Genomic DNA, 17,988 nt, shown 5'->3' on the forward strand with positions numbered 1-17,988 from the left:
CCCGGAAGGGGCCGTCAGGCGCTCGCCTCCGCGGCTCGCTGGCGGGCCTCCTGGCGGTCCAGCTCGCGGTCGAGCCGGCGGGCCTCGCGCTCGGACTGCTTGACCCACTGGACGACCAGGACGGCGAGCATGGTGACGCTGACGAACTCGCCGCCGGCCCACAGGATGCCGCCGGCCACCACCTGGTCGTTCCAGGGGTCGGACCAGGACAGGTTGAGCGACGGGTACCAGTCGCCGCCGAACAGCGTGGTGCTCTGCATGACGGTCAGGCCGAGGACGGTGTGGAACGGCACCGAGAGCAGCATGAGCAGCGCGCGCCCCGGGTACGGCCAGCGGCCGGGCAGCGGGTCCAGGCCGAGCAGCGGCCAGAAGAAGACGCAGCCGGTGGCGATGAAGTGCGCGTGGACCAGCTCGTGCGCCCACTCGTGGCGCAGGGTGAACTCGTAGAGGTCGGTGAAGTACAGCGCGAACGGGTTCACCACGAAGATGGCGAACGCCACAAGCGGGAAGCTGTAGATCCGGATCACCTTGCTGTGCACGATCGCGAGCAGCCGCTTGCGCGGGCGCACCGGCAGCGTGCGCAGCGCCAGCGTCACCGGCGCGCCGAGCGCCAGGAAGATCGGCGCGATCATCGACAGCACCATGTGCTGCACCATGTGCACCGAGAGCAGGGCGGTGTCGTACGCGCCGAGGCCGGTGAGCGTGACCAGGGCGATGCCGCCGAGGCCGGGGCCGAGGAACGACACGGTACGGATGACCGGCCAGCGGTCACCGCGCAGCCGCAGCCGGTGCACCCCGTAGAGGTAGAGGCCGGCGGCCAGGACGATGCCCAGCGTGAGCCAGCTGTCCAGCCGGGTCTCGGTGAGGACCCGGGCCACGGTGAACGGCGGCGGGGCGCCGTCGCCTCCCGCCGCCAGCGTCGCCGGAACAGCCGAGGTGACGGCGCGGATCTGATCGACGTGCAGCACGCTTTTCAGGGTAGGCCAGGCGAAGCGGACCACCACGATCGGGCCACGGAAGCTTCCGGTTTGGCACCCCGCTGATCGTCGGTCCCGGTCAGGGGCAATAATGACCGCGTGACTGCGGCCCCAGCCATTGACAAGAGCCGGATCCACTCCCTGACCCGACCCAACATGGTCAGCGTCGGGACGATCGTGTGGCTCTCCAGCGAACTCATGTTCTTCGCGGCGCTGTTCGCGATGTACTTCTCCATCCGCGCGGCGGCGCCGGAGCAGTGGGAGAAGCACACCGAGGTGCTCGACGTCCCGTACGCGACCACGTTCACGGTGATCCTGGTGCTCTCCTCGATCACCTGCCAGATCGGCGTGTTCGCGGCCGAGCGCGGTGACGTCCACGCTCTGCGCCGGTGGTTCACGATCACCTTCGTGATGGGTCTGATCTTCGTGCTCGGTCAGGTGAACGAGTACCGGACCCTGGTGCACGAGGGTGTGAAGATCAACGAAGACGGTTACGGGTCGATGTTCTACCTCACCACCGGCTTCCACGGTCTGCACGTGACCGGCGGCCTCATCGCCTTCGTGATCTTCATGGTCCGTACCACGATGGGCCGGTTCACCCCCGCCCAGGCGACCTCGGCGATCGTCGTGTCCTACTACTGGCACTTCGTGGACGTCGTGTGGATCGCGCTCTACGCCATGATCTACTGGCTCCAGTGATCTTGGCGCGTCACGAACCGCGCCGCTGCTCCGTCCCCTGAGACAAGGTCCAACCGGTTAAGGACACAGGTCATGACTTCTGACAACGACCGCCGACGCGGTCTGCTCGCGCGGCTGCGCGGGCGGCCCGTAGTGCGCAGCAGGGGCCGCCGCCGGCTGGGCGCCGCGGTCCGGCTGTTCGCCGCGCTGATGCTGGCCGGCGGTGCCTACACCGTCTTCGCCCCCGGCGTGCAGGCGCAGGACAACCCTCCGTTGACCGCCGCAGGCAACGAGGGCAAGGCGCTGTTCGACGTGAGCTGTGTGACCTGTCACGGTCGCAACGCCCAGGGCGTCGAGGGCCGCGGTCCGAGCCTGATCGGCGTCGGAGCGGCCTCGGTCGAGTTCCAGGTCAGCAGCGGTCGCATGCCGATGGCCCGGCAGGAGGCCCAGGCCATGCGCAAGCCGCCGCAGTTCACCGACGAGCAGGTGCGCCAGCTCGGGCAGTACATCCAGGAGCTCGGCGGCGGCCCGGAGGTGCCCGACGGCGACCTGCGTGAGGGCGCCAACCTGTCCACCGGTGGCGAGCTGTTCCGGATCAACTGCTCGCAGTGCCACGCCTTCGGCGGTGGCGGCGGCGCGCTGTCCTCCGGCAAGTACGCGCCGAGCCTGGCGCCGGCCAGCGACCGGCAGATCTACGCCGCGATGCTGAGCGGCCCGCAGAACATGCCGGTGTTCGGCGACAACCAGATCACGCCCGAGGAGAAGGCGGACATCATCGCCTACATCCAGGAGACGCTGAAGCACGACGGCGACCCGGGCGGTTTCAACCTGGGCCGCTACGGCCCGTCGACCGAGGGTCTCGCGATCTTCCTGGTCGGCATCGTCGCGCTGGTCTTCGCGAGCCTGTGGATCGCGGGCAAGTCGTGACCGGACGGATCAATGCTTCCAGTGCTGTGGCGCCGACCCCCGGCGTCACCCGTAGCGAGGTGACGGCATGAGCACCCACACCGAGCACCAGGTCCAGCAGGGCCCGGAGCCGCTCGACGTGAACGACCCCCGGCTCTCCCGGTTCGACATCGTCCAGGAGGGCGCACGGCGGGACGACATCGAGATCGTCCACTACGAGCCGCAGGTGGTCCCGGGCAGCAAGGCCGAGCGCCGGCTGACCCGTACGGTCGCCCTGATGTTCCTGCTGACCGGCGTCTTCGCGACCGCCTTCCTGGTCGTCTACATCTGGTGGCCGTGGCAGTGGGAGCCGGGTCGCGGCGGCGACAAGCTCTACACGCCGCTGCTGGGCCTGACCCTCGGCCTGGCGCTGCTGGGCATCGGTTTCGGCATCCTGACCTGGGGCAAGAAGCTGCTGCCCAAGGAGGTCTCGATCCAGGACCGGCACGACCAGGTCGACAACCCGGAGGATCGCAAGATCACCGGTGAGACCATGCTCTACCTGGCCGACGAGATGGGCGTACGCCGCCGGCCGCTGCTCGGCATCTCCCTGCTCGCCGGCCTGGCGCCGGTGGGCGCGGTGGTCGCGGCCCCGCTGATCGGTGGCCTGATCGAGCAGCCGCACAAGGACAACCAGATGTTCACCACCGGCTTCCACCCCGCCGAGGGTGGCAAGAAGATCCGGCTGATCCGTGAGGACGGCCGCCCGATCCGCCCGGCCGACGTCAGCGTCGGCGGCCAGCTCACCGTGTTCCCGGGCATCGACGGCGGCGTGAGCAACGTGCACGCCGACTCGCCCACCCTGCTCATCCACCTGCGGGAGGACGACGCGCAGAAGTCGCGCGCCGCCAACGAGCGCAAGGGCCACGGCGACTACATGTGGGGCAACTACGTCGCGTACTCCAAGATCTGTACGCACGCCGGCTGCCCGGCCAGCCTCTACGAGCAGCAGACCAACCGCCTGCTCTGCCCCTGCCACCAGTCCCAGTTCCTCATCACCGACAACGCCAAGCCGATCTTCGGCCCGGCGAACCGGCCGCTGCCGCAGCTGCCGATCGAGGTGGACGAGGAGGGCTTCTTCGTGGCGAAGTCCGACTACACCGAGACCATCGGTCCCGACTTCTGGGAGCGGCCATGAAGCGCCGAAAGTTTGATGCGGCCGCGCTGCCGGCCAAGAGCGCGCGGGCGGTGGACGACCGCTTCCAGGTGGCCACGCCCCTGCGCAAGCTGCTGAACAAGGTCTTCCCCGACCACTGGTCGTTCCTGCTCGGCGAGATCGCGCTGTTCTCGTTCGTCGTCCTGCTGCTCACCGGCGTCTTCCTGACGTTCTTCTTCGAGCCGGCGATGACCGAGGTCATCTACAACGGCAGCTACGCCCCGCTGCGGGGCACCCCGATGTCGGCCGCCTACGCCTCCAGCCTGGACATCTCATTCGATGTCCGGGGTGGTCTGATCATGCGGCAGATGCACCACTGGGCGGCCCTGCTGTTCATGGCCGCGATCGTGGTCCACATGCTGCGGGTCTTCTTCACCGGCGCGTTCCGCAAGCCGCGTGAGACCAACTGGATCATCGGCTCGCTGCTGTTCTGGGTCGGCTTCCTGGCCGGCTTCACCGGCTACTCGCTGCCGGACGACGGCCTGTCCGGCACCGGTCTGCGGATCGCCTCCGCGATCATCCTGTCGATCCCGGTGATCGGTTCCTGGGTCAGCTCGTCGATCTTCGGCGGGGAGTTCCCCGGCACCATCATCATCAGCCGCTTCTTCATCGCCCACGTGCTGCTCATCCCGGGCCTGCTGGTGGCGCTGATCAGCGTGCACCTCGGCCTGGTGTTCAAGCAGAAGCACACCCAGTGGCCCGGCCCCGGCCGGACCAACTCCAACGTGGTCGGCGAGCGGATGTTCCCGCGCTACGCGCTCAAGCAGGGCGGCTTCTTCATGGTCGTCTTCGGCGTGATCGCGCTGATGGGCGGTCTGTTCCAGATCAACCCGATCTGGCTGTTCGGCCCGTACGAGGCGTGGGTCGTCTCGGCGGCCAGCCAGCCCGACTGGTACGTCATGTTCCTCGACGGCTCGACCCGACTGATGCCGGGCTGGGAGATCAGCATCCCGATCGGCGACGGGTACGTGATCCCACCGTTGTTCTGGCCGACGGTCGTGCTACCGGGCATCCTGGTCGGCCTGTCGACGATGTACCCGTTCCTGGAGGCGCGCCGCCTCAAGGACTACAAGCACCACAACCTGCTCCAGCGGCCCCGGGACGTCCCGGCCCGGACCGCCGTGGGCGCCATGGCGGTCACCTTCTACGTCGTGCTGACCCTCTCCGGGGCCAACGACGTCATCGCGGACAAGTTCCACATCAGCTTGAACGCGATGACCTGGGGCGGCCGGATCGGGCTGCTGATCCTGCCGCCGATCGCGTACTACGTCACGTACCGGATCTGCCTGGGTCTGCAGCAGCACGACCGGGAGGTGCTGGCCCACGGCGTGGAGACCGGCATCATCAAGCGGCTGCCCGACGGCCGGTTCGTCGAGGTCCACCAGCCGCTCACCTCGGCGGAGGGCCACGACGGTCACCCGCCGGCGCTGGACTACGTCGGCTGGGTGGTGCCGAAGAAGATGAACCGGCTCGGCGCCCTCGGCCCGGCGATCCGGGGCTTCTTCTACCCGATCGAGAAGCCGGCCGAGGCGCCGGTCTCGCCGGGGCACCCGCCGGTCGAGGCCCGGCCGGAGCGGGAGGAGATCGGCAGCGGCGAGAGCCGTCGCTGACCCTCCCGGGTACGACTGACCGTGGCGCCCGCCGGATCATCCGGCGGGCGCCACGGCCGTTTCCGCCCCGGTCGTCCCGTTGCCTCCCGCGTACGTCGCGCGGCCGGTGCGCAGGCGGCCGTCGCCCCCGGCACGGACGGGTGGAATCGCAGGAATAACCCCGGTCAGGCGGGTATCCGTGCGGTCCGACGTCTCATGGGGGAGGAACGAATGTTGGGAATCAAACGCCTGGGCCTGCTGGCCGCGCTGGTGGTCGTGGGGCTGGCGCCCGCCGCCGCGGCGCAGGCGGCGGCGCAGCCGTCGACGCAGGACACGCAGTACCTGCAGGCGCTGCACCAGGTCAACCTGTTCGAGATCACCGCCGGTAACCTGGCCCAGCAGAAGGGCCAGAACCAGCAGGTCAAGGACCTGGGCAAGATGTTCGTGACGGACCACACCCAGCTCGACCAGACGGTGCAGTCGACCGCGCAGCAGCTCAACGTGGAGTTGCCGGCCGACCCGACCGCCGACCAGCAGAAGGTCCTGGACAAGCTGAACAACCTCAGCGGGGCCGAGTTCGACAAGGCGTGGGTGACCGCGCAGCTCGCCGGTCACGTCCAGGCGATCCAGGCCACCCAGACCGAGATCTCGCAGGGCTCGGAGCAGTCGGTGGTGCAGATCGCGCAGGACGCGCTGCCGGTCCTCCAGGCGCACTACGACGCGCTCGTGGCCCTGGCCCAGACCCTGGGCGTCCCGGTCCCGCAGACCAGCGCCAGCGGCACGCCCAGCCCGGGCGGCACCACGTCCCCGGGTGGCACCGAGTCGCCGGCTCCGGGCGGCACCGAGACCGAGGAGCCCGCTCCGGGCACCACGGAGACCCCGGTGCCCAGCCAGAGCTGACGTACCGCACGGTCGACGGTGGCCGGTCCGCCCGCGAGGGCGGGCCGGTCACCGGCTCGTGTCAGTCGGCGTTCGCCAGCCCGATCGCGAACGCCTCCTCCAGGTCGTGCTGCGAGTAGGCGCGGAACGCGATGTGCGACTCGGTGTTGAGCACGCCCGGCACCTTCGAGATGCTGCCGGCGATGACCTGGGCGATCTGCTCGAACTCCCGGACCCGGACCATGGCGATCAGGTCGACGTGCCCGGCCACCGAGTAGACCTCGCTGACGCCGGGCAGGTTGGCCAGGGTCTCGGCCACCTCGGGGATGGAGTCGGTGGCGCAGTCGATCAGCACGATCGCGGTGATCACGGGACGGTTCTCCGTTCGTCGGCGACGAGGCCCATGCTAGAGCCCGCGCCCCTCACCGCGCCGCCGGGACGGTCAGGTAGTCCCCGGCCCGGATCACCTCACGCAGGCGTTCCCCGGCCGCGACGGTCGCGCCCGGCCACACCACCGACCGGTCGACGTCGCCGTGCACCCGCGCGCCGGCGCCGACGACCGAGCCGGTGACCCGGCCGGTCACCGTCGCCGCCGGGTCCACGAGTCCGTCCGGTCCGGCCGCGTGCAGGTTGGCGGCCAGGTAGTCGGCCGGGGTGCCGGTGTCGTAGAACGTGCCCCGGTAGGGCACCACTGTCAGCGCCCCGGCGGCCTCCGCCGGCCGCCACACCGCCCGGACCAGGTCGCCGAACGTGGCCGGCAGGTCGCGGACCAGCCGCCAGGGCAGCAGCGAGAAACCCACGAAGTCGTGGCCGTCGAAGGTGCCGGGGGCGTCCGGGTCGTCGGCGGGCCGGCCGAGCAGGCGTACGCCGTGCCCGTCCCACCCGTCCAGCAGCGCGGCGATGTCCGGGCCGGGCGGGGCCTGCGGGTCGGCCAGGTACGCGTCGGCGTTGCCCACGAGCACGCCCCGGCCGTCGATCCAGTCCCGCAGCCGGCCCACGCCCCCGGCGGTGCCGAGCGGAGCGTCCGGCTCGACCGACAGGTGGGCCCGTCCGCCGACCCGCGCGACCACCTGGTCGCCCAGGTAGCAGGCGTTGACCGCGACCCGCCGCGGGCCGATCAGGCCGAGCCCGGCCAGCCGGGCCAGCGCCCGGTCCAGCAGCGGGACGTTCCCGACCGGGCAGAGCGCCTTCGGCACCCGCTCGGTGAGCGGGCGCAGCCGAGTGCCCTCGCCCGCGGCCAGCACCACCGCGCACACCTCGACGCCCGGCGCCGGAGTGCCCGGGTACGGGACCGGGGCGCTCACGCGGCCGGTGGGTTCTCGCCGGCGCGCGGGCCGATGCCGTAGTACCCGAGCAGGTTGGCGGTGGCGCGGCTGAGCCGGGGCAGGTCGTCGAGCGGATGGAAGGCGGCCTCGAAGACCTCGGCGCCGTCCACCTTCAGCTCGGTGCGCGACGCCGGCACCTCCGCCTCGAACACCACGTCGACCCAGCCCTTGGCGTGCACCACCGCGTTCGGCACCGCCGGGCGCAGCGCGTCGGGGGACAGGCGGACGCCGGACTCCTCGTACAGCTCGCGGGCCGCGCCCACCACCGGCGCCTCGCCGCGTTGCAGCAGCCCGGCCGGCAGCGTCCAGCTGTACCCGGGCGGCTGGCGCAGCAGCAGGATCCGGCCCGAGCCGGTGGCCTCCGCGTCCTTGACCAGCGTGACCGCGCCGACGACGTACTTCGGTACGGCCAGCCGGACCAGCCTCCGCCGCAGCGGGACCGGAAGCCGGTAGAAGATCTGGTAGCCGAGGGCCCGTCCGGTGGCACGCGCGCGGGGGATCATGCCGTCCAGGCTAGCTAGTGGTCCCGCGCGGACCGGCTCCGCCTACTGCCGGTGGTCGACCAGATCGATCAACTGCTGGACCACGGTGTCCGGCTCGACCGTGCGGTCGAAGACCGCCACCAGCATCGTCTCCAGGTCGGGGTAGCCCAGCTCCTCGGACAGCCGCAGCAACGGCAGGTCGCTGGCCAGGCCCCGGTTGTGCTTGCGCAACGCCAGGCCGATCGAGGCCCGGCCGAGCCGGACCTTGTCGGCGATCGAGATGCCCGGCTCGGTGTGCTCGGCGAACCAGCGGTTGATCTGCATCTGGGCGTGCGGGGACTTCACGAAGCCCAGCCACTCCCGGCGCGGGCCGCGCGGGGCCACGTCCGCCTCGAAGCCGCTCTCCGCGTCGTTCTCGGTGAAGATCTCCACCACGTCGCCCTCCTCCAGTTCGGAGGCCAGTGGCGCGAGCCGGCCGTTGATCCGGGCGGCCAGGCAGTGGTCGCCGCGCTCGGTGCCCAGCTCGTACGCGAGGTCGACCGGGGTCGCTCCGGCCGGCAGCACCACCTGCCGCCCGTCGGCGACCACCTGGATCTGCGCCTCGGACAGGTCACAGCGCAGCGACTCCATGAACTGGGTCGGGTCGACCGTCTCCTGCTCCCAGTCGAGCACCCGGCGCAGCCAGGCCAGCTCGTCCGCCCGGTCGGCGCCCCGGCCCGCGGCGCGGGGGAAGCGGTAGTGGGCGGCCACGCCGTACTCCGCGGAGCGGTGCATCTCGGTGGTGCGGATCAGCACCTCGACAGTGCGGTCCTGCGGGCCGCAGACGCTCGTGTGCAGGGACCGGTAGAGGTTGTTCTTGGGGGAGGCGATGAAGTCCTTGAACCGGCCCGGCACCGGCCGCCAGAGCCCGTGCACGGCGCCCAGCGCGGCGTAGCAGTCGGTCGCCGGACCGTCCACCACGATCGCGATGCGGGGCAGGTCGTACGGGGCGGCGTGGTCGCCGGCGACGGTGTCCTTCCAGATCGAGTACAGGTGCCGGGGGCGGGGGGAGACGTCGGCGTCGACCCGGTTGCGGCGCAGCACCACCCGGGTCCGGGCGACCACGTCGGCGAGGTAGGCGTCCCAGCCGGGCCGGTCGTGCACGAACCGGGCGATCCGCGCGTGCTCCTCCGGCCGCAGGTGCAGCAGCACCACGTCGTCCAGCTCGCGTTTGAGCGTCTGGATGCCCAGCCGGTCACAGAGCGGGACCAGTACCTCCTGGGTCTTGCGGGCGATCCGCTCGCGGGAGGCGGCCGAGCGGACGCCGAGCGTGCGCATGTTGTGCAGCCGGTCGGCCAGCTTGATCACCAGCACCCGGACGTCCTTGCCGGCCGCCACGATCATCTTGCGGACGGTCTCCGCCTCGGCGGCCTTGCCGTAGAACGCCTTGTCGAACTTGGTCACGCCGTCGACCAGGTGGGCGACCTCGCGGCCGAAGTCCTCCTGGAGGGCCTGGAGCGTGTAGCGGGTGTCCTCCACCGTGTCGTGCAGCAGGGCGGCGACCAGGGTGATGGTGTCCATGCCGAGGTCGGCGCAGATCTGCGCCACCGCCAGCGGGTGGGTGATGTACGGCTCGCCGCTCTTGCGGAACTGGCCGCGGTGCATGTTCTCGGCGATCGTGTAGGCCCGGCGCAGCACCGAGGCGTCGGCGCTCGCGTGGATGCCGCGGTGGGCCCGGACCAGTGTGGTGACCGGGTCGCCGTCGGCCGTGGGCCAGGTGAGCAGGGAACGCAGGCGGCGGGTGAGCGGCAGTTCGCCCTGGGTCGGGAGCGCGCCACCCAGGGCGGCGCCGTGTCCGGCGTCGACGTCCACCTGGGACACCTCCTCACCCCGGCCCTCGGCCACCGGAAACCGGCGGCCGGGAGCAGAGCCCGCGAATCGGGCAGGTCTGCACTCCTTTAACAGACTAAGGGAGTCGAGGTAGTCCGATCGGTCAGTTGGTCATGAGCGTTCGGTCGAGAGTTTGGCGGATCCGCCGTTCTCCGCCTTCGTCAGGAGGTCGCGGAAACGCCCCGCCCCGGCCACCGGCGAGGCCCAACCGGCGGTCGACTCGACCAGCCGGGTCTCCGGACGATCCAACCAGGACAGGATCCGCTCGGTCTCCTCGGCGGTCGCGGCCGGCACCGGACCGTGCCCGGGCAGCACCGTCTCCGCGGTGGCCCGGATCGCGGCGATCGTGGGTCGCGGGTGGACACCCGGCGGGGACACCCCGGCCCCGGCGAGCCGGCCGTGCCGGATCAGCGCCAGCTCCCAGCCGCCCCGGGCGGCCGGACGGGCGGCGGCCAGCTCGGCGATGCCGGTCAACGCGGCCAGCCGCTGCATCCGGACCGCCGCGCGCAGCACCGCGACGAGCCGGCCGCGAACGACAGCCGCCTCCTCGTACCGCTCGGCGGCGGAGAGCACCTCGATGCGGGCGAGCAGCGCGTCCACCACCACTGCGGGGTCGTCGCTGGTGGCGGTGCGGAACGGCGTCGCCGCGCGGTCGTCGTACTCCTCGGGGGTGATCTTGTGCTCGCAGGGCGCCGGGCAGCGGCCCAGCTCGGCCAGCGCGCAGGCCGGCATGGTGGTGCGCCGGGAGAGCCGGTGCGTGCACTGACGCAGCGGCACCGCGTCGTGGAAACCGGCGGCGGCCAGCTCCGCCGCCTGCCGGGACCGGAACGGCCCCAGGTAGGCCGTGTCGGTGGGCGCGATGTCGCGCACGATCGACAACCGGGGGTACGCCTCGTCGGTGAGCTTCAGCCACACCTGGCGCTCCGGATACTTCGACCGGCGGTTGTACGGCGGCGCGTGCGCCGCGATCAGCCGCAGCTCGCGGACCTCCGCCTCCAGCGAGTGGGCGCACTCGACCGCCTCCACGCGCTCGGCGGCGGCGAGCATCTCGGAGATCCGGGCCCGCTTCTCCGCGGCGGTGAAGTAGCTGCGGACCCGGGTGGCGATGTCGCCGGACGTGCCGACGTAGAGCGGCCGGTCGTCGGCGGCCCGGAAGATGTAGACGCCCGGCACCTTGGGCAGCCCGTCGGCGAGGTGCCGCTTGCGGCGCTGGGTGGGGGTGACCGCGCGGGCGAACTCGATCGCCTCGCCGACCGTGTCGACCCGGTGCCCGCCGAGGCGGCCGATCAGCCCGTGCAGCACGTCGACGGTGGCCTTCGCGTCGTCCAGCGCCCGGTGGGTGGGCTGGGTCGCGGTGCGGAAGTAGGCGGCGAGCGTGCCCAGTTTGCGGTTGGGCACCTCGTCGCGGGTGAGCACCCGCCGGGCCAGCGCGGCCGTGTCCAGCACCCGGGGGTTGGGCCAGCGGTAGCCGTGCTTCGCGCAGGCCGCCTTGAGGAAGCCCACGTCGTACGGCGCGTTGTGGGCGACGAGGACGGCGTCGGTGATGAACTCCAGGAAGCTGGGCAGCACCTGCTCGATCGGCGGGGCGGGCAGCAGCATGGCCTGGGTGATGCCGGTGAGCACGGTGATGAACGGCGGGATCGGCACGCCCGGGTTGACGAGCGTGGCGAGCACGCCCAGCTCCTCGCCGCCGCGGACCTTCACCGCGCCGATCTCGGTGATCCCGCCGCCGTCGGGCGCGCCGCCGGTGGTCTCCAGGTCGACCACCACGAAGGTGGTCGCGTAGAGCGGCAGCGCCGGGTCGACACCGCTGCCCGCCGGGTCCAGGCCGGCCAGCGACTCCTGGACGTACTCCGCTCGTGTCACCCGCGGGACGCTAGCGGCACGGTCCGACACTCCTGTCACTGCCGTCCCAGGAGATACCACGGAGGTACGATGAGAGATCGGCTCACTCACCGGGCGGTGGGCCCGTTCGGGGTGGGAGACTTGTTTCATGCCCCTCACCGAGCCGCACGACGACCACTCCTCCGTGGAGGAGCCGGTGGTCGGCGTGCCCGCCGATGAGGACTCCCCACCTGCGGTCGAGCCCGAGCCCGTGCTGCCCGAGCCGGTCCGGCAGCGGATCGTCACGCTGACCGCCGCCGTGCTGCCCGGCCTGCCCGCCGACGAGGTGCCGGTGCCGCTGCGGCGGGTCGCCAAGTTCGCCCCCAACCGCCGTGCCCGCCTGGGCGCGCCCGCGATCGCCGCCCAGCTCACCGCCGACCCGCTGTTCCGGCAGCGGATCACCGCCCGGGTGCTCGCCGACGCCGGCGACCTGGGCGCGGCGGTCGTCGAGGGCACCGCGCCGGCCGCCGCCGACCCGGTCGAGGTGGCCGCCCTGGCCTACCTGGCCCGGCCCCGCGGCTGGCGGGAACTGATCGACGCCAGCGGCGAGGCGGTCCGCGCCGAGGCGGACAGCGCGGTCGTGGCCGAGCTGGTCCGCGAGGCCGAACAGCGGGCCGCCCGCGCCGAGCACGACCGGGCGGTGGCCCGGGTCGAGGCGGAGAAGCTGCGCGACGAGCTGGCCCGGGTCCGGGAGGAGCTGGGTCAGCTCCGCGAGGAGGCCCGCCAGCTGACCCGTACCCTGCGGGAGACCCAGGCCCGGGAGCGCAAGGCCACCGAGATGCTCGCCACCGAGCGGGGGCGGGCGTCCCGCGCCGCCGCCGACGCGGACGCCGAGCTGCGCCGCGCCCGGGCGCGGCTGGCCGAGGCGGAGGCCGCCGCCGGGGTGGCCCGGGCCAGCGCCAAGGAGGCCCGCTCGGTCGACGACGCGCGGCTGTGGCTGCTGCTGGAGACGATCGGCCAGGCGGCCGTCGGGCTGCGCCGGGAGCTGGCGCTCGACCCGGTGGACAAGCTCCCGGCCGACTTCGTCGCCGACGCGTTCGCCGAGCAGCCGGGCGCCGCGCCGGGCGGCCCGTCCACGCGGGCCCGCGACACCGACGACCCGGCCCGCCTCGACCAGTTGCTCGCGCTGCCGCGGGCGCACCTCGTGGTGGACGGCTACAACGTGACCAAGCGCGGCTTCGGCGAGATGTCGCTGGAGCAGCAGCGCAAGCGGCTGATCACCGGGCTCGGCGGGATCGCCGCGCAGACCGGGGACGAGGTCACAGTCGTCTTCGACGGCGCCGAGCGGATCCACGGGCTGCCCCCGGCGCCGCGCGGCGTGCGGGTGCTGTTCTCCCGCAAGGGCGAGACCGCGGACGAGCTGATCCGCCGGCTGGTCCGCGCCGAGCCGGCCGGGCGGCCGGTGGTCGTCGTCTCCTCCGACCGCGAGGTGGCCGACGGGGTACGCCGGCACGGCGCGTACCCGCTGGGCGCCGACTCGCTGCTGCGGCGCCTGGCCCGGTCTTGACCGGATGACCGTTTTCGCGGCGGGTGCTGCCTCGTTGTCCGGTTCTGTCGTACCCGAGCGTTAGCGTCCTGGTGACCGACGGTGGTGGTCCCTTCCCCGAGCGCCACCGGCGACCCGTCAGGAGGCGTTGATGCTGATCGACTGCGACACCTGCGGCAACCGCGGCGCCGGCTGCTCCGGCTGCCTGGTGACCGCACTGCTCGACTCCGGCCCGGCCGACCTGGGCCCGGCCGAGCACCGGGCGATCGAGGTGTTCGCGCGGGCCGGATTCGAGGTGGAGGTGCTGCCACCCGCGCCCGCCGCGGCGCCCGCGCCGACACGGGCACCGGCGCCCCGCCGTCCCGCCCGTCGCCGGGTCGCCTGACGCTGCCTGCTGCCTGCTGCCTGCTGCGGGGCGGGTGCCCACCCCGGATGCCACGGCCAGCTCGATGCCGGCGGCCAGCCCTACCCGCGAGGCAAGCCCTGCACTGCGTCGATCCCGGTGTGCGTCGGGCATGGCGGCCCCGATCGGGGGCGGGCAATAGGATGGGCGGTCACGGCGGGAGGGAGCGGCATGACGCGGACGGGGCACGACGGCGGGGTGAGCCGGTGACCCCGCGCGCCTGGGCGCTGCTGACCCTGGCCGGCCTGGTGGTCGCGCTGCTCGTGGCGGTGGCGGTGCTGGTGCCGTGGAGCCGCCCGCCGGCGCCCCGCGCCGACCAGCTCGCGGCGCTGCGGGATCTCCCGGCCGAGCAGGTGACCCGGGGCCGGGCGTTCCACGGCGCGCTGCGCCCGGCGGCCTGGTCGGCGCTGGCGGTCGGGCTGGTGGTGGCGGTGCTGCTCGGGCTGACCCCGCTGGGCGGGCGCCTGGTCGAACTGGTCGGCCGGCCCTTCGGCGGGCACTGGGTCGCGCAGGCCGTGCTCGGCGGACTGGCCGTCATGTTCCTCGCCGACCTGCTCACGCTGCCGTTCGCGGCCTGGCGCCGCACCGTGCTGGTGCGTTACGGGCTGAGCACCCAGAGCTGGGGCGGCTGGGCGATCGACCTGCTCAAGTCGTACGCGGTCAGCGCGGTGATCGGCGCGCTGGTCCTGCTCGGCTTCTACACCGTGGTCCGGCTCGCCCCGCGCTGGTGGTGGGCGTTCGGCGCGGCCGGCGCGGCGGCCCTGGTGGTGGTGCTGTCGTTCGTGCTGCCGGTGCTGGTCGAGCCGGTGTTCAACCGGTTCACCCCGATGGAGCCGGGTCCGCTGCGCAGTGAGCTGACCGCGATGGCCGCCCGGGACGGCGTACCGGTGCGCGACGTGCTCGTCGCCGACGCGTCCCGGCGAACCAGCGCGGTGAACGCGTACGTCTCCGGGCTCGGCCCGACGCGGCGGGTGGTCGTCTACGACACGCTGCTGCGCGAGGCGGAACCGGCCGAGGTGACCAGCGTGGTCGCCCACGAGCTGGGGCACGCCAAGGACCGGGACGTCTGGACCGGCACGATGCTCGGCGCGCTCGGCGCCGCCGCCGCGGTGGTGGCGCTCTACCTGGTCGGATCCTGGACGCCGCTGCTGCGGCTCGCCGGCGTCGACTCGATCGCCCACCCCCGGGCGTTCCCGCTGCTGATCGCGCTGGTCACGGTCGCCGGCCTGCTCGCCACCCCGGCGCAGGCGCTCGTCTCGCGCCGGATCGAGGCCCGCGCCGACGCCCACGCGCTGGCGCTCACCGGCGACCCGGCGACGTTCGAGGCGATGCAGCGGCGGCTCGCCGGGGTCAACCTGGCCGACCCCGACCCGCCGCGCTGGGAGCGCCTCTGGTCGGCGACCCACCCGTCCACCGTGGAGCGGATGGCCGCCGCCCGCGCCTACGCCAGGGAGTCCGGCCGATGAGCCGTACCTTGCTGATCACCAACGACTTCCCGCCGCGCCCCGGCGGCATCCAGTCGTTCGTGCACAACCTCGCGGTGCGCCAGCAGCCCGGCTCGGTGGTGGTCTACGCGTCGAGCTGGCGCGGGGCGGAGAAGTTCGACGCCGACCAGCCGTTCGAGGTGGTCCGGGAGCGGACCAGGGTGCTGCTGCCCACCCCGCTGATCGCCCGGCGGGCGGCGCGGCTGGCGCGGACGTACGACTGCGACACCGTGTGGTTCGGCGCGGCGGCCCCGCTGGGGCTGCTCGCCGCGGGCCTGCGGCGGCGGGCCGGGATCCGCCGGGCGGTGGCGCTGACCCACGGGCACGAGGTCGGCTGGGCGGCGCTCCCCGGTGCCCGGTCGGCGCTGCGCCGGATCGGCCGGGGCGTGGACGTGACCACCTACCTCGGCGAGTACACCCGCGCGCGGCTGGCCCGCGTGCTGGACGGGCTCACCGAGCTGCGGCGGCTCGCGCCCGGCGTGGACGTGGACACCTACCACCCCGAGGTCGACGGCGGGCGCGTCCGGTCGCGGCTCGGGCTGGCCGACCGGCCGGTGGTGGTGTGCGTGTCGCGGCTGGTACCCCGCAAGGGCCAGGACATGCTGATCCGCGCGCTGCCGGAGATCCGCCGCCGGGTGCCCGACGCCGCGCTGCTCGTGGTCGGCGGCGGCCCGTACCGCTCGGCGCTGGAGAAGCTGGCCCGGCAGACCGGGCTGGAACGCGACGTGGTCTTCACCGGCTCGGTGCCCTCGGCCGAACTGCCGGCCCACTACGCGGCGGGCGACGTCTACGCGATGCCGTGCCGCACCCGCAACCGCGGGCTGGACGTGGAGGGCCTCGGGATCGTCTACCTGGAGGCGAGTGCGACCGGGTTGCCGGTGGTGGCCGGTGACTCCGGCGGCGCACCGGACGCGGTCCGCGAGGGGGAGACCGGGTACGTGGTCGGGGGCCGGGACGTGGCCCAGCTCGCCGACCGGGTGGCCACGCTGCTCGCCGACCGGGATCTGGCCCGGCAGTTCGGCGCTGCCGGCCGCGCCTGGGTGGAGCGGGAGTGGCGCTGGGAGACTCAGGCGCAGCGGATGGCCGCCCTGCTGGCCGGCTGACCGCGCGCCGGCCGGGTCAGGGGGCCGGGTCAGTCAGGAGGCCGCGTCGACGTGGGCGGGCACCCGGCCCAGGTGCGGCGCGGCCGGGCCGGGGCGGCCGAAGTGCCAGCCCTGCGCGGCGTCGCAGCCGATCGCGCGCAGCCGGTCCGCCTGGTCGGCCGTCTCCACGCCCTCGGCGGTGACGGTCAGGTCCAGCGCGTGCGCCAGCGACACCAGCGAGGCGAGGATCCGCTCGTCGGTGCCGCTGCCCGGCGCGCGCAGGCCGGTCACGAACTCGCCCGCCACCTTCAGCTCGTCGACCGGCAGGTCGCGCAGGTACGCGAGGTTGCAGTAGCCGGTGCCGAAGTCGTCGATGGCGACCCGGACACCGAGGTCGCCGAGCACCCGCAGGGCGCGTACCGGCTCGACCACTGTGCTCATCATGGTGCTCTCGGTGATCTCCAGTTGCAGCCGGTGCGGCGGCAGGCCGGTGCGCCCGAGCACGCCGCGTACCTCGGTCACCAGGTCGGTGCGGTGCAACTGCCGGACCGCGAGGTTGACGCTGACGAACGGCGCGTCGCCGTCCGCACCAGGCCAGGTGCCCGCCTCGCGGCACGCCTCGGCCAGCACCCAGTTGCCCAGCCGGACGATCAACCCGGTCTCCTCGGCCAGCGGGATGAAGCTGTCCGGCCGCAGCACACCCAGCTCCGGGTGGCGCCAGCGCACCAGCGCCTCCATGCCGAGCACCCGCCCGTCGCGCAACGACGTCAGCGGCTGGTAGTCCAGGTAGAACTCGCCCCGGTCCAGCGCGGCGGGGATCGCCGCGGACAGCGCGTACCGGGCCAGGTCGCGGCGGTTGCGGTCGGCGTCGAACAGCGACCAGCGGGCCCCGCCGGCGGCCTTGGCCCAGTGCAGCGTGCTGTCGGCCGCGCGCATCAGGTCCATCGGCGAGGTGCCCGCGACCGGGCGTTCCACGATGCCGATGCTCGCGGACACGGTCAGCTCGTGGCCGTCGACGAGTGCCGGTTCGCGTACCGCGGCAAGCGCCGCCTCGGCGACCTTCACCGCGTCGTCGGTGCCGGCGGTGCGCTCGACCAGGATCACGAACTCGTCGCCGCCGAGCCGGGCCACCAGGTGCTCGCCGAGCGCCCGGTGCAGGCGCTGCGCCACCGTCACCAGCAGCGAGTCGCCGACCTGGTGGCCGAGGGAGTCGTTGACCACCTTGAACCGGTCCAGGTCGAGGAAGCACACACCGACCCGGTCGGCGCCCCGGCCCGGTGCCGTGATCGCGGCGGTCAGCCGTTCGGTGAACAGCGTGCGGTTCGGCAGCCCGGTGAGCGGGTCGTGGGTGGCCTGGTGCCGGAACCGGGCCTCGCTGTCGCGCAGCGCCCGTTCCGCCTGCGCACGGGCCATCATGGCGGCGCGGCGGATGGACTCCTGCTCGTCCAGCGTGCGGTCGCGCAGGGCGCGGGCGTACCCGGTGGCGACGGTGGCGAGCAGCCGCGCCATCCGGTCCTCGACGTCGTCGACGACCAGGTCGAGGTCGCGGACCAGGCGCAGCTGGATCACCTCGACGGTGCGGCCCAGCCCCTCCGCGGAGGCGATGTGCGCCTGCACCAGCTCCGCGCCGACCTGCTGGCCGATCCGCAGGTCGAACGGCTCGGCGCGCAGCGCCTGGGCCAGCCGTTCGGTGAGCCGTTGCAGCATCTCCTCCAGCTGCGACTGGGTCATCGGCAGGTAGCTGGTGCC

At 73.1% G+C, this 17,988-nt stretch carries 16 protein-coding genes; 9 read left to right on the forward strand and 7 right to left on the reverse strand.

All coding sequences use genetic code 11. The features are described from left to right. Window positions 1–14 precede the first annotated feature (14 nt). The gene (locus ABIH81_RS16550) at window positions 15–950 is read right to left on the reverse strand and encodes a cytochrome c oxidase assembly protein (RefSeq protein WP_349881125.1); all 936 of its coding nucleotides are present in this window, start codon (window positions 948–950) and stop codon (window positions 15–17) included. A gap of 126 nt (window positions 951–1,076) precedes the next feature. Here ABIH81_RS16550 and ABIH81_RS16555 point away from each other — a divergent pair, with 126 nt between their 5' ends. From ABIH81_RS16555 to ABIH81_RS16575, 5 genes are all read left to right on the forward strand, one after another. Further along, complete coding sequence (locus ABIH81_RS16555; protein WP_349875844.1) at window positions 1,077–1,676, forward strand: heme-copper oxidase subunit III; 600 nt, start codon at window positions 1,077–1,079, stop codon at window positions 1,674–1,676. A 72-nt stretch (window positions 1,677–1,748) separates the two neighbouring features. Beyond that, window positions 1,749–2,582 (forward strand): cytochrome c, encoded by an 834-nt coding sequence (locus ABIH81_RS16560; RefSeq protein WP_349875845.1) that lies wholly within the window; start codon window positions 1,749–1,751, stop codon window positions 2,580–2,582. Between the two features lie 67 nt (window positions 2,583–2,649). After that, the gene (locus ABIH81_RS16565; RefSeq protein WP_349875846.1) at window positions 2,650–3,738 is read left to right on the forward strand and encodes a Rieske 2Fe-2S domain-containing protein; all 1,089 of its coding nucleotides are present in this window, start codon (window positions 2,650–2,652) and stop codon (window positions 3,736–3,738) included. Next, a complete protein-coding gene (locus ABIH81_RS16570; protein ID WP_349875847.1) occupies window positions 3,735–5,366 on the forward strand; it encodes a cytochrome b N-terminal domain-containing protein in 1,632 nt (543 codons plus the stop codon). Before ABIH81_RS16565 ends, ABIH81_RS16570 begins: the two co-directional genes overlap by 4 nt. A gap of 210 nt (window positions 5,367–5,576) precedes the next feature. Then, window positions 5,577–6,245 (forward strand): DUF4142 domain-containing protein, encoded by a 669-nt coding sequence (locus ABIH81_RS16575; RefSeq protein WP_349875848.1) that lies wholly within the window; start codon window positions 5,577–5,579, stop codon window positions 6,243–6,245. Window positions 6,246–6,306: 61 nt separating this feature from the next. Here the strand turns inward: ABIH81_RS16575 and ABIH81_RS16580 are convergent, their stop codons facing one another. From ABIH81_RS16580 to ABIH81_RS16600, 5 genes are all read right to left on the reverse strand, one after another. Continuing rightward, window positions 6,307–6,594 carry an Lrp/AsnC ligand binding domain-containing protein gene (locus ABIH81_RS16580; RefSeq protein ID WP_013287689.1) on the reverse strand — a complete coding sequence of 96 codons (288 nt, stop codon included), beginning with the start codon at window positions 6,592–6,594 and terminating at the stop codon, window positions 6,307–6,309. Between the two features lie 52 nt (window positions 6,595–6,646). Next, window positions 6,647–7,528: an NTP transferase domain-containing protein gene (locus tag ABIH81_RS16585; protein WP_349875849.1), complete on the reverse strand. Its 882-nt coding sequence runs from the start codon at window positions 7,526–7,528 to the stop codon at window positions 6,647–6,649. After that, window positions 7,525–8,052, reverse strand: a complete 528-nt coding sequence (locus tag ABIH81_RS16590; RefSeq protein ID WP_349875850.1) for an NUDIX domain-containing protein — start codon at window positions 8,050–8,052, stop codon at window positions 7,525–7,527. The genes ABIH81_RS16585 and ABIH81_RS16590 overlap by 4 nt, the downstream gene beginning before the upstream one ends. 42 nt (window positions 8,053–8,094) lie before the next feature. Then, window positions 8,095–9,882: an HD domain-containing protein gene (locus ABIH81_RS16595; RefSeq protein WP_349875851.1), complete on the reverse strand. Its 1,788-nt coding sequence runs from the start codon at window positions 9,880–9,882 to the stop codon at window positions 8,095–8,097. A gap of 129 nt (window positions 9,883–10,011) precedes the next feature. Further along, the gene (locus ABIH81_RS16600; protein ID WP_349875852.1) at window positions 10,012–11,766 is read right to left on the reverse strand and encodes a DEDD exonuclease domain-containing protein; all 1,755 of its coding nucleotides are present in this window, start codon (window positions 11,764–11,766) and stop codon (window positions 10,012–10,014) included. 127 nt (window positions 11,767–11,893) lie between these two features. Between ABIH81_RS16600 and ABIH81_RS16605 the strand changes: the two genes are divergently transcribed. The 4 genes from ABIH81_RS16605 (at window position 11,894) to ABIH81_RS16620 (ending at window position 16,260) form a co-directional block, all read left to right on the forward strand. Continuing rightward, window positions 11,894–13,291: an NYN domain-containing protein gene (locus ABIH81_RS16605; protein WP_349875853.1), complete on the forward strand. Its 1,398-nt coding sequence runs from the start codon at window positions 11,894–11,896 to the stop codon at window positions 13,289–13,291. Between the two features lie 130 nt (window positions 13,292–13,421). Further along, the gene (locus ABIH81_RS16610) at window positions 13,422–13,655 is read left to right on the forward strand and encodes a hypothetical protein (protein WP_349875854.1); all 234 of its coding nucleotides are present in this window, start codon (window positions 13,422–13,424) and stop codon (window positions 13,653–13,655) included. 224 nt (window positions 13,656–13,879) lie between these two features. Then, a complete protein-coding gene (locus tag ABIH81_RS16615) occupies window positions 13,880–15,139 on the forward strand; it encodes a M48 family metallopeptidase (protein WP_349875855.1) in 1,260 nt (419 codons plus the stop codon). Then, complete coding sequence (locus ABIH81_RS16620; RefSeq protein ID WP_349875856.1) at window positions 15,136–16,260, forward strand: glycosyltransferase family 4 protein; 1,125 nt, start codon at window positions 15,136–15,138, stop codon at window positions 16,258–16,260. Before ABIH81_RS16615 ends, ABIH81_RS16620 begins: the two co-directional genes overlap by 4 nt. 33 nt (window positions 16,261–16,293) lie before the next feature. On the opposite strand, the gene ABIH81_RS16625 is transcribed toward ABIH81_RS16620, so the two are convergent. Next, a complete protein-coding gene (locus tag ABIH81_RS16625) occupies window positions 16,294–17,970 on the reverse strand; it encodes a bifunctional diguanylate cyclase/phosphodiesterase (protein WP_349881126.1) in 1,677 nt (558 codons plus the stop codon). Between the last annotated feature and the right edge of the window lie 18 nt (window positions 17,971–17,988).

The organism is Micromonospora sp. HUAS YX12, assembly GCF_040215685.1.
Classification (GTDB): domain Bacteria; phylum Actinomycetota; class Actinomycetes; order Mycobacteriales; family Micromonosporaceae; genus Micromonospora; species Micromonospora tulbaghiae.